The organism is Streptomyces sp. CC0208, from assembly GCF_003443735.1.
Taxonomy (GTDB): Bacteria; Actinomycetota; Actinomycetes; order Streptomycetales; family Streptomycetaceae; genus Streptomyces; species Streptomyces sviceus.
Genome location: NZ_CP031969.1, coordinates 7,453,607 through 7,465,072, shown reverse-complemented (window position 1 = coordinate 7,465,072; position 11,466 = coordinate 7,453,607). Strand labels below are relative to the sequence as shown.

At 71.3% G+C, this 11,466-nt stretch carries 11 protein-coding genes; 6 read left to right on the top strand and 5 right to left on the bottom strand.

The window, feature by feature from the left end; translation table 11 throughout:
• Positions 1-127 precede the first annotated feature (127 nt).
• Together D1369_RS34335 and D1369_RS34325 are read right to left on the bottom strand one after the other, a co-directional pair.
• On the bottom strand, positions 128-1,546 hold the full coding sequence (locus D1369_RS34335) for a hypothetical protein (RefSeq protein WP_007380615.1): 1,419 nt from the start codon (positions 1,544-1,546) through the stop codon (positions 128-130).
• Positions 1,547-1,846: 300 nt separating this feature from the next.
• On the bottom strand, positions 1,847-2,239 hold the full coding sequence (locus D1369_RS34325; RefSeq protein ID WP_007380616.1) for an ankyrin repeat domain-containing protein: 393 nt from the start codon (positions 2,237-2,239) through the stop codon (positions 1,847-1,849).
• 217 nt (positions 2,240-2,456) lie between these two features.
• On the opposite strand from D1369_RS34325, the gene D1369_RS34320 reads away from it, so the two are divergent.
• Both D1369_RS34320 and D1369_RS34315 read left to right on the top strand, forming a co-directional pair.
• Positions 2,457-2,651 carry a hypothetical protein gene (locus D1369_RS34320; protein ID WP_007380617.1) on the top strand — a complete coding sequence of 65 codons (195 nt, stop codon included), beginning with the start codon at positions 2,457-2,459 and terminating at the stop codon, positions 2,649-2,651.
• 40 nt (positions 2,652-2,691) lie between these two features.
• Complete coding sequence (locus tag D1369_RS34315) at positions 2,692-4,314, top strand: ABC transporter ATP-binding protein (RefSeq protein ID WP_118082801.1); 1,623 nt, start codon at positions 2,692-2,694, stop codon at positions 4,312-4,314.
• Positions 4,315-4,411: 97 nt separating this feature from the next.
• Here D1369_RS34315 and D1369_RS34310 read toward each other — a convergent pair whose 3' ends face one another.
• Positions 4,412-5,911 (bottom strand): PLP-dependent aminotransferase family protein, encoded by a 1,500-nt coding sequence (locus D1369_RS34310; RefSeq protein WP_007380619.1) that lies wholly within the window; start codon positions 5,909-5,911, stop codon positions 4,412-4,414.
• Between the two features lie 100 nt (positions 5,912-6,011).
• Here D1369_RS34310 and D1369_RS34305 point away from each other — a divergent pair, with 100 nt between their 5' ends.
• The 4 genes from D1369_RS34305 (at position 6,012) to D1369_RS34290 (ending at position 9,492) form a co-directional block, all read left to right on the top strand.
• Positions 6,012-6,665, top strand: a complete 654-nt coding sequence (locus D1369_RS34305; protein ID WP_037899282.1) for a membrane protein — start codon at positions 6,012-6,014, stop codon at positions 6,663-6,665.
• Entirely contained in the window at positions 6,662-7,429 is a 768-nt protein-coding gene (locus D1369_RS34300; RefSeq protein ID WP_007380621.1) for a glycerophosphodiester phosphodiesterase, read from the top strand. Before D1369_RS34305 ends, D1369_RS34300 begins: the two co-directional genes overlap by 4 nt.
• Before the next feature lie 64 nt (positions 7,430-7,493).
• Positions 7,494-8,849 carry an MFS transporter gene (locus D1369_RS34295; protein ID WP_007380622.1) on the top strand — a complete coding sequence of 452 codons (1,356 nt, stop codon included), beginning with the start codon at positions 7,494-7,496 and terminating at the stop codon, positions 8,847-8,849.
• A 268-nt stretch (positions 8,850-9,117) separates the two neighbouring features.
• Positions 9,118-9,492: an RNA polymerase-binding protein RbpA gene (locus D1369_RS34290; RefSeq protein ID WP_003977404.1), complete on the top strand. Its 375-nt coding sequence runs from the start codon at positions 9,118-9,120 to the stop codon at positions 9,490-9,492.
• Positions 9,493-9,578: 86 nt separating this feature from the next.
• Here D1369_RS34290 and fxsA read toward each other — a convergent pair whose 3' ends face one another.
• Entirely contained in the window at positions 9,579-10,145 is a 567-nt protein-coding gene (gene fxsA, locus D1369_RS34285) for an FxsA family membrane protein (RefSeq protein ID WP_007380623.1), read from the bottom strand.
• A gap of 72 nt (positions 10,146-10,217) precedes the next feature.
• Complete coding sequence (locus D1369_RS34280) at positions 10,218-11,012, bottom strand: glycosyltransferase (protein ID WP_007380624.1); 795 nt, start codon at positions 11,010-11,012, stop codon at positions 10,218-10,220.
• Between the last annotated feature and the right edge of the window lie 454 nt (positions 11,013-11,466).

Sequence of the window (11,466 nt, the reverse complement as noted above, 5' to 3'; positions counted from 1 at the left end):
GTCCCATGAGCGTTCCGCTGCACACCCGAGCAGGTCAGGCGGCGTCCACGCGCGCCTGACCCGTGGGTCGTCCTGTGTTCACCCGGCGGGTGTGACAGCGCCCGGAGGTTCACACCCGAGGGTGGTTTCACATGGCTGCGGTGTCCGGTCCGATACGGCTGCGGACGGCCGTCTGGACCTCGGCCTCCTCGGCCGGGTCGGCGGCCAGTCGGCGCAGTCGCTCCACGACCCGGGCGTCGCCGGTCTCGGCGTGCCGGGCGGCGATCTCGCGGGTGGTCTCCTCGCAGTCCCAGAGGCATTCGACGGCGAAGCCGGTGGCGAAGGAGGGGTCGGTGGCGGCGAGCGCGCGGGCGGCGCGGCCACGGAGGTGGGAGGAGGCCGTCTCCCGGTAGATGTGGCGCAGTACGGGCGCGGCACAGGCGATGCCGAGCCGGCCGGTGCCGTCGACGAGGGTCCACAGGGTGTGCGCGTCGGGGCCCTCGCCCCGTACGGCCTCCCGGAGGGCCGCGAGCACGAGGTCCCGGTCCTGGGTTCCGCCCAGGCAGGCGAGCATGCGGCCGGCGGCGGCGCCCAGCGGATCGGGCCGGCGGGCCCAGCCACGCGCGCGGTCGACGGCGGCGATACTGCGCATGCGTTCGAAGGAGTCGAGGGCGGCCTCCACGACGAGCGGTGAGCCGGTGGCGGCGGCCAGCTCGATCAGATCGAAGGCGTCGGGATCATTGCTGTCGGCGAGATAGCGCAGCGCGGTGGACCGCGCCCCGTCGGTGCCGTCCTTGGCGGCGCCGAGGATCTCGGGCCGGTCCTCCGGCCCCGCGACGGCGGTCAGACAGCGGGCGGCGGGCACATGGAGGGCGGCCCCCCGCTCGATGCCCTGCTGAGCCCACTCGAAGACGGCCTGCACACTCCATTCCGGGCGGGGCCCGGCCGGTCGCATCTGGCGTTGCCAGCGGTCGAAACAGCCGGCCTCGTGAGCGGCACGCACGCGGGTGGAGACGGATTCGCGGGGATCGTCGGCCCACAGCCGCCACGGCCGCGGTTCGAAGGCGTCGCGGACGGCGGCGGCCAGTTCGGCCTCGCCCTCGGGATCGGTCCCGAAGCGGGCGAGCACGGGCACGGCAAGGGCACGCAGGCCGGCGTCGTCGTCACGCAGCGCGAGTTCGTCCAGCGCCCAGGCCCAGTTCGAGCCCGAGGCGGCGTACCTCCGCAGCAGTTCCAGCGCGTCGCGCCTGCCGTAGGAGGCGAGGTGGCCGAGGACGGCGAGGGCGAGGCCCGTGCGTGATTCCTCGGTGTCGAAGACGTCGTCCACCTCGAAGAGGTGCGCCTCGATCTCGTCCAGCTCGCCATTGAGGTCGAGGAAAAGACGGGCGTAGTACAGCGAGCGGTTCTCCACCTGCCAGTCGTGGCGGGGATCACGCAGCACGCAGTGGTTGAGGGCCGCGAGCGCCTCGGCGCGCGGGGCGGTGAGCGCGTGCAGTGTGCCGTCGCCGCGGCCCCGCTGGAGCAGGCCGAGCAGCGTGCCGCTGGGCGCTATGACCGGATCGAACATGGGAAACAGCCTCACATCAAGCGTCGACGCAACCGGGGACGTGCATTACCTGGCCGCGTGACAACACGTCGGGGCGCCCGCCGTTTCCTGCTTGCTGTAAGCCATCTTCCTCTGCCTCTCGTCGGTGGCCCATGCGGACCGTGTCACGGTCCGCGCGGTGCGGCATCACCTGCCCGGCCATCACGTCCGTGAACCACGACGTCATGATGACTCGGCACTTACATCTGCCGCGACCGAAATTTCGGCGGCCCTGTACCGCCTCCCCCGTTGTCTGTGTTTTCGCTGGTCAGAAAGTGCGGATCAGTGTGCGGCGAACAGTTCGAGGAGTTCCGTCCTGCCGAACATCCGGGCGGTGTCGAGGGCCGAGGGGGTGCCCTCGGCCGGATCGGCGCCGGCTTGCAGCAGGGCCTCGATGACGTCCGTGGAGCCCTTGAAGACAGCCCCGGCGAGGGGCGTCTGCCCCCGGTCGTTGACCCCGCCGGCCGCCGCCCCGCGGGCGACGAGCTCGCGCACGGCGTCCGCGTGGCCGTGGTAGGCGGCGAGCATCACGAGCGAGTCCCCGCGGTCGTTGGTCAGGCCTGCCGGGACACCCGCGTCGACATACGCCACAAGGGCCTCGGTCTGCCCCTGCCGGGCCAGATCGAAGATCTTGGTCGCCAGCTCCACGACCTCGGGGTCGGGGGCTTCAGTCATCGGCCGGACCGCCTCTCATACAACCGTTCAGGTGAATCGCAAGGGTACTGGCTCGCGCGGCAGATGACCCGAAGTGCCGGAGGTAAGGATCACCGCGGCTCCACCAACTAGGTGAAATCGTGAAAAATTCATTCATTTGCACCTTTTGTCGTATGGATACATGCTGTGATGCTGGAAGTACTCATGGTGACTGTCCCCACGAACCAGGAGCACCGAAATGATCCTCTCCATCTCAGGTGTCGTACTGCTCGGCATCGTCGTCTTCATCTTCTTCCGCAAGGACGGGCTCAAGGCATCGCACGCCCTGATCTCGGCGCTGTTCGGCTTCTACCTGGCCAGCACGGCCATCGCTCCGAGCATCAAGGCCGGCGGCGAGAGCCTGGCGAGCCTCCTCGGCGGCATCAAGTTCTGACGCCGCCCGTCCCGTCCGTACGCACCTCCAGGAGACAGCAGTGGCCCGCCGCCCCCTCCCCCGCATCCTGAGCACAGGCAGCGCGCAGATCGCCCGGAGCCGGGAGCTGGCCCGGACGGCGGCCGACAGCGCCACCGATGTCCTCCACCCGCTGATCACGGTCAGCCGTGGTCTGCGCCGACTGGCCTCCGCCGGGCGGCGCAGGTGGGCCGAGACCCCCAAGGACCGGCGCGGACCGCTGCTGTTCCTGGTGGCCTCGGTGGTCCTGGTCGTGGCGCTCGTTCCGTACGGCCCGCTGCTCGCCGTCATCAGCCTGATGGCGGCGGCAGCCTGGCAGGGCCGGGACCGCAAGCCGTCGGAGCCGGACGGACCCGACGAGTCGCAGACGCAGCGCCTCCAGTCGCTGTACGAAGCGCTCGTCCCGTACTTCTCGGCGGCCGAGGACCCGGCCCCGCTGTACACGCACGGCGGCGAGTGGGAGAAGGCCTTCCCCGCGTACGACTTCGACGCCACCGGCCGTGTCACCCATCTGTTGATCCGCTACCCGGCGTACTTCACCGACGGCGAGGCAGAGTCCCGGGCCCGCATCGAGCAGCTGCTGCACGCCAAGTCCGGCCGCGGTCGCGAGTACCACTTCGCCTGGGACGAGGAGGGCAACGAACTCACGGTCACCGTCCTCGCCCCGCTGCCCACCGACATCGCCGCCCAGCGTTTCGTCACCGCCCCGGGCGAGACGGTCCTCGGCTTCACCGACCCCACCCAGGTCCAGCGCACCCTCCCGCTCGGTTACGGCGACGGGCAGCGCGACGTCCCGCCGGTCGTCTGGCGCACCGGCATCCGCTCCACCGAGCCGCACCTGCTGGTCATGGGCCAGCCGGGCAGCGGCACCTCGACCCTGCTGCGTTCGATCGCACTCCAGGCCCTTCAGTGGGGCGATGTCGTCATCGTCGAGGGCGGCAGCACCGGTGAGTACGCGTGCCTGATCGGGCGGGACGGTGTCCTCGCGGTCGAGTGCGGGCTCTCGGGGGCGGTGGCGAGCCTGGAGTGGGCGGCGACCGAGACGGAGCGCCGCCTGATCGCGACCAACCGCGCCCGGCAGGCCGGCCATCCGCCGCCCGACGACACCAAGCGTCCGCTGTGGATCCTCCTGGACCGTCCGAGCGCCTTCACCCACCTGGCCGCCGCGGACGGCCGCAAGGATCCGCAGTCCCTGCTCCAGGTCCCCCTGCGGCACGGGCGGGCGGCGAATGTCACGGTGGTGGTGGCCGATCAGTTCGACAGCGCGGAGGCGTTGAGCGATCCGGTACGCCAGCACACACGCGCGCGTGTCGTGCTGGGGCCCGCGACGCCGGACCAGTTGGAGGCGTTCCTGGGAGCGCCCCCGCACACGACCCCGGTGACCGAGGTGCCGCCGGGCCGCGGGTACGCCCGCCTGGGGACGGGCCCGGTGCATCGCCTCCAGGTGCCGGCGACCCCGGACCCGTACGACGACGCGACGAGCGAGGCGGACCGGCAGGCGGTGCTGGCGTTGCTGCCGGAGCGGACGACTCCGGCCGACGCGGAGACGGTCCCCTCGGAGGCGGCGCCCTCGGAAGCGGCGTCCTCTGAAGCGGTGGCCGCGGAAGCGGCGCCCTCGGAAGCGGTGGTCGCGGAAGCACCGTGACTCCGGGCGTCGTCGGGCGGCTACCGGTGCGCGGGGCTTCTCGCGCCCCGCAGCGGAGCTGCAAACAGATACAGCCCCGCACCCCTGAAGGGGCTCCTCAGGCGACGAAGGTGCGTGGGGACTCCCCACCCCCCGACCCGCCGCTCTCCACCACCCGCGCCGCCGCGGCCAGCCGCGCCGCCGCCTCGTCGGCCACCGCTCCCCCAACGGTGAACGGCAGTCGCACATACCCCTCGAAAGCACCGTCGACCCCGAATCGCGGTCCCGAGGGCACCCGCACGCCGACCCGCTCACCGACCTCCGCCAGCCGCGACCCGGACAGCCCCCCGGCCCGCACCCACAGCGTCAGGCCGCCCTGCGGCACCTCGAACTCCCAGGTGGGCAGCTCCTTGCGCAGCGCCGTCACCAGGGCGTCCCGGTTCTCCCGGGCCTGGGCCCGCCGCAGTTCCACGGCCTGCTCCCACCCGCCCGTGCTGAACAGCCAGTTCACGGCCAGCTGTTCGAGAACCGGCGTCCCCAGGTCGGCATAGGCCCGCGCGGCGACCAGGCTGCGGATCACGTCCGGTGCCCCCCGGACCCACCCGATCCGCATCCCCGCCCAGAACGCCTTGCTGGCGGAGCCGACGGTGACCACGGTCGATCCGGCCGGGTCGAAGGCGCACACCGGCCGCGGCATCGAGACGTCCTCGTCCAGCCACAGCTCGGTCATCGTCTCGTCCGCCACCAGCACGGTCCCCGCGGACCGCGCCGCCTCCACCAACTGCCGCCGCTGGTCCTCGCCGGCCAGCGCTCCCGTCGGGTTGTGGAAATCGGCGACGACATAGGCGATCCGCGGCGCCGCGTCCCGCAGCACCTGACGCCAGCGGTCGATGTCCCAGCCGGTCAGCCCTTCCGCCATCGCGACGGGCACGAGCCGGGCGCCCGCCTCCCGCATCAGCTGAAGGATGTTCGCGTAGGAGGGGGACTCCACCGCGATGCGCTCGCCCCGGCCCCCGAACAGATGACAGATCGCGTCGATCGCGCCCATCGCCCCGGTCGTGACCATGATCTGCTCGGGCATCGTCGGGATCCCGCGCGCGGTGTACCGCTCGGCGATCATCGCGCGCAGGGCCGGAAGCCCCGCCGGGTAGTCCCCGTGCGTGTGGGCGTACGGCGGTAGCTCCTCCAGGGCGCCCTGCACCGCACGCGTCAGCCACGGCTCCGGCGCGGGCAGTGCCGCGCAGCCCAGGTCGATCATCGAGCCGAGGGCCTCCGGCGGGAGCGGTTCCAGTCCGCGCGCCGGGAGCGGGTTCCCGGCCGGTACGGCCGTCCAGCTGCCCGCGCCGCGCCGGGACTCCAGGAAACCCTCGGCCCGCAGCGCCTCGTAGGCCGCCGCCACGGTCGTACGACTGACGGACAGGGACAGGGCCAGCTCCCGTTCCGCGGGCAGCCGGGCGGCCACCGGAACTCGCCCTTCCAGGACCAGCAGGCGGATGCCGTCGGCGAGTGCGCGGTAGGCCGGCGGCCGGCGCGTGCCAGGGCCCGCCGGACGGTCCTGCTGGGAGTTGAGCAAGCGGGCGAGCTGCGCCGCCCCCATCGCCGAGGTCCACTGCGCCACTGAAATCAGTCCACCTTCACCGAATTGGCCATGGATGACATGTCATCCCAAGCCACAGGGTGTCATGCATCAGGCCACTACCACCACAGGGGGACCCACCTTGTCCACGCGGAGCCGTCTGGGACGACGGTTGATCCAGCTGTACGCCGGACTCGCTCTGTACGGGGCCAGCTCCGCGCTGCTCGTCGAGGCGGGGTTGGGCCTGGAGCCCTGGGGGGTGCTGCACCAGGGGCTCGCCGAACGCACCGGAGTGTCGATCGGTGTCGTGTCGATCATCGTGGGCGCGGCGGTGCTGCTCCTGTGGATCCCGCTGCGCCAGCGGCCGGGCCTCGGCACGGTCTCCAACGTCTTCGTGGTCGGCCTCGCCATGGACGCCACCCTCGCCGCGGTCCCCGACGCGCACGGTCTCGCCGTGCGGATCCCCCTCCTGCTGGGCGGCATCGTGCTCAACGGCGCGGCCACCGGCCTCTACATCGCCGCCGGCTTCGGTGCGGGCCCCAGGGACGGTCTGATGACCGGGCTGCACCGGCGGACGGGACACTCGATCCGGCTGATGCGGACCGCGATCGAAGTGGCCGTCGTGGTCACCGGATTCATGCTCGGCGGCACGATCGGCGTCGGCACCGTCCTCTACGCGGTGTCCATCGGCCCGCTCGCCCAGGTCTTCCTGCGCGTGTTCGCCGTTCCCCGGGCATCCGACGGCAGCACGGTCGTTGCCGGCGGGCAACCGCGGGGAGCGATACTGCGTCCGTGACCTCGCGGATACGCCACCCCTACCTCGACCACCCCGGCCCCATCCCCTTCGCCCACCGGGGCGGGGCGGCGGACGGTCTGGAGAACACCGCGCTCCAGTTCCGGCGCGCGGTCGAGGCGGGGTACCGGTACCTGGAGACCGACGTCCACGCCACCGCCGACGGCAAGCTGGTCGCCTTCCACGACACCACCCTGGACCGGGTGACCGACGGCGCGGGCCGGATAGCGGACCTGCCCTGGGCCGACGTACGGCACGCGCGCGTGGCGGGCAAGGAGCCGGTGCCGCTCTTCGAGGAGCTCCTCGAAGCCTTCCCCGAGGCCCGCTGGAACGTCGACGTCAAGGCCGAGCCCGCCCTCCAGCCGCTCCTGGACCTCGTCGAGCGCACCGACACCTGGGACCGCATCTGCGTCGGCTCCTTCTCCGAAGCGCGGCTGATGCGCGCCCAGCGGCTGGCCGGGCCGCGCCTGGCGACGTCGTACGGCACCCGGGGCGTGCTCAACCTCCGGCTGCGCTCATGGGGAGTGCCTGCGGCCCTGCGCCGCTCGGCCGTCGCCGCCCAGGTACCCGAGGCCCAGTCGGGCATCCAGGTGGTGGACCACCGCTTCGTGCGCGCCGCCCACGCGCGCGGGCTCCACGTGCACGTGTGGACCATCAACGAGCCCGAGCGCATGCACCGGCTCCTGGACCTGGGAGTCGATGGCATCATGACCGATCACATCGACACACTGCGCAAGGTCATGGAGGACCGGGGCGTCTGGGTCTGACCCACGTCCGACCCGCCCTCCGCCGGCCCGCGCACGGCACGTTCACGGGGAAGCGAGGGCACGGGTGGGCACCGACACCGTGCGGGTGGGCGCGGCGGACGAGGCCGCCGACCGGCGGCGTGAGCAACGCGGCTGGTACTTCTACGACTGGGCGTGCTCCGTCTACTCGACGAGCGTGCTCACCGTGTTCCTGGGCCCCTATCTGACGTCGGTCGCCAAGAACGCGGCGGACGCCGACGGCTATGTCCATCCGCTGGGCATCCCGGTGCGCGCCGGCTCCTTCTTCGCGTACTCGGTGTCCCTGTCGGTGATCGTGGCCGTGCTGGTGATGCCCCTGGTGGGGGCCGCCGCCGACCGCAGCGGCCGTAAGAAGCCCCTTCTGGCGGCCGCCGCCTACACCGGGGCCGCCGCGACGACCGGCATGTTCTTCCTCGGCGGCGACCGCTATCTCCTCGGTGGCGCCCTCCTGGTCGTCGCGAACGCGGCGCAGTCCGTGGGGACGATGCTCTACAACTCCTACCTCCCGCAGATCGCCCCGCCCGAGGAGCGCGACGCCGTCTCCTCCAAGGGCTGGGCCTTCGGCTACGCGGCGGGCGCCCTGGTACTGGTCGCGAACCTCGTTCTCTACATGGGCCACGACTCCTTCGGTCTCTCCGAGAGCGCCGCGGTCCGCATCTGTCTGGCCTCGGCCGGCCTGTGGTGGGGCGCCTTCACACTGGTTCCGCTACGACGGCTGCGCGACCGCCGGTCGTCCGCGCACGAGACCAAGGAGCCCACGGCCCCCGGCTTGCGGCAGCTGGCCGCCACCGTCCGGGACATGCGCCGCCACCCGCTCACGCTCGCCTTCCTGCTGGCGTACCTGATCTACAACGACGGCATCCAGACCGTGATCTCCCAGGCGTCGGTCTACGGCTCGGAGGAGCTGGGGCTCGGGCAGTCGACGCTCATCGCGGCCGTGCTCCTGGTCCAGGTGCTCGCGGTGGCGGGGGCGCTGGCCCTCGGCCGACTCGCCCGGACCTACGGGGCCAAGCGGACAATCCTCGGCTCGCTCGTCGCCTGGGCGGTGATCCTGGGGGCCGGGTTCTTCCTGCCCGCCGGCGCACCCGGGTGGTTCTTCGTCCTCGCTTCCGGCATCGGGCTCGTCCTCGGCGGCAGTCAGGCCCTGTCCCGCTCCCTGTTCTCCCACCTCGTCCCGCCCGGCAAGGAAGCCGAGTACTTCTCGGCATACGAGATGAGCGACCGGGGCATGAGCTGGCTGGGCCCGCTCCTGTTCGGGATCACCTACCAGGTGACCGGAAGCTACCGGGACGCGATCATCTCCCTGGTGGCCTTCTTCGTCATCGGATTCGCCCTGCTCGCGCGGGTCCCGGTGCGGCGGGCCATCAGCGACGCGGGCAATCCCGTACCCGAAAGGATTTAGCGTTCAACACCAAAGCGCTGTAGTGTACGCGTTTGGCCTGCCAGGCGTACCGTTACTGCGCGTCAAAGATACTGAAGCGCTGGGTGACATCTGCTTGCAGATGTGACAAACCGGGCGCTGGTGGGTACAACAAGGGGCGGCTACGACGGCGACGCATTGCCCGGGACGGGACCCGGAACGGGAATCTTTACCGCCGACCGGACGTTGACCGGTATGACGACGACAGCGACACCTGTCCTGTGGGCGACAAGCCCGGGAGGCACGATTCATGAGTGAGCGAGCTCTTCGCGGCACGCGCCTCGTGGTGACCAGCTACGAGACGGACCGCGGCATCGACCTGGCCCCGCGCCAGGCCGTGGAGTACGCATGCGAGAAGGGGCACCGCTTCGAGATGCCCTTCTCGGTCGAGGCGGAGATCCCGCCGGAGTGGGAGTGCAAGGTCTGCGGGGCCCAGGCACTCCTCGTGGACGGCGACGGCCCTGAAGAGAAGAAGGCCAAGCCCGCGCGTACACATTGGGACATGCTGATGGAGCGACGCACCCGAGAGGAACTCGAAGAGGTCCTCGAGGAGCGTCTGGCGGTTCTGCGTTCCGGCGCGATGAACATCGCTGTTCATCCCCGGGACAGCCGCAAGTCGGCCTGAGCGGGAACAAGCGCATACACAAGTAACCGCGGGCGCGGTACGTGACTCACGTACCGCGCCCGCGGTTTGTGCTGTCCGCGCCCGGGTCAGCGGGTGAGCGGCGGGCGCTGCTCCCGCGAGGAGTCGCCGCCCGGCTCGTCCCGGACGATGACCTCGCCCTGGACCACCTTGCCGTCCGGACGCTGCATACGGGCCTGCTGGAAGGCGTCACCCAGGGTGCCGGGGACGGCGGCGCGGATCCTGCGGTCGAAGGTGCGCTCGGCGTAGCGGCCGACGGCCTTCTGGACCGGCGGGATCAGCAGGAGGAGCCCCACCGCGTCGGAGAGCAGGCCGGGGATCATCAGGAGCAGGCCGCCCAGCATCATCAGGCCGTTGCCACTGCTGCCGGAGCCCGAGGGGGCGCCGCCCCGCTGGAGCGCCTCGTTCAGGTTCTGGAAGGCGCGGCGGCCGGCCCGCTTGATGACCACCGAGCCGAGCACGAAGCCGGCGACCAGCAGCAGGAACACCACGAAACCGCTCGCCGCGCCCGCGACCACGGACAGCAGCCAGATCTCCAGCACCAGCCAGGCGGCGATGCCCAGCGGCAGGAACGTGCGCACACGGGAGCGGCGGGGCCGGGCGGGGTACGTGGGGGTCGAAGCGCCTGTCGTCATACGTCCAGTGTGCCTGGGCACGGCTCAGCACGGCATAAGGGGACGATCGACCCCGTCCGTGAGGTCACGGGACTACGGCTGTGCGCGCTTTCCCCGCCCGGTGAGCCTGCCGACCCGCTCCCCCACACCCCAGGTGGTGACCCGCCAAAGGGCCTCCACGAGGATGTCGCGGCTCATCTTGGAGTCGCCCAGTTCGCGCTCCACGAAGGTGATCGGCACCTCGACGACGTGGTAGCCGGCCTTGACCGCGCGGCGGGCGAGGTCGACCTGGAAGCAGTAGCCCTGGGAGGCGACGTCGTCGAGGCCAAGGCCCTCCAGGGTCTCGCGACGGAAGGCGCGGTAGCCACCCGTGATGTCACGGAGGGGAAGGTCGAGGGCGACGCGGGAGTAGAGGCTGCCGCCGCGGGAGATGAACTCGCGGGACTTGGGCCAGTTCACGACCCGGCCGCCGGGCACCCAGCGGGAACCGAGAACCAGGTCGGCGCCCTTCAGAGCGGTCAGCAGACGGGGCAGTTCCTCGGGCTGGTGGGAGCCGTCGGCGTCCATCTCGACCAGAACGCCGTAACCGTGCTCCAGGCCCCAGTGGAAGCCCGCGAGGTAGGCGGCGCCGAGGCCCTCCTTGCCCTTGCGGTGCAGGACCTGGACGTGGTCGTCCTCGACGGCCAGTTCGTCGGCCAGCTTGCCGGTGCCGTCGGGGCTGTTGTCGTCGGCCACGAGGACGTGTGCCTCCGGGACGGCCTGGCGCACCCGGCCGACGATGGCCTTGACGTTCTCCGCCTCGTTGTAAGTCGGAATGATCACCAACGTCGTGCCGAGCGGGCCGAATCGCCTCTCCTGCCCCGCGTGGGTCCCGTCGCCGTCGTTCACCGCTGCCCCTTCGAGTCATTGCGCAGGCGTCCACCATAGTGCGCACGGCCTGCGATGACGTGACAAGGCGTTCGTATGCTGGTGTCGTTTCCACAAGAGCGGGGTAAGACTAGTATTTTCGGCCGCTATGGCTGAATCGCCCCCCTCGCTGCGGATGGGGGCCCGGCGCTCTTCGGGCCGACCTGGGGCCCGCTGGCTGCGGGTCGACCGAAAGCCGTTGTCTACTGAGCGCCCGGGCCCCACCCGGGTCACACCTCCCCGGCCGGACGGAACGTTCCCTCGTCGTGGCGCGAGCGCTGAGCCTGGCTCCCAGTGGCGGTGTTCCGGTGCGGCACACCGTCCCTGACCCAGCGGCGCTGCGACGACTGGATGGAAATTCCCCGGTCGGGCGTCCGGTGGTGGACCCGGCCGAACCTACCGGCCTCCTGCCGTCGGCTGTCAACAGTCGTTCGAC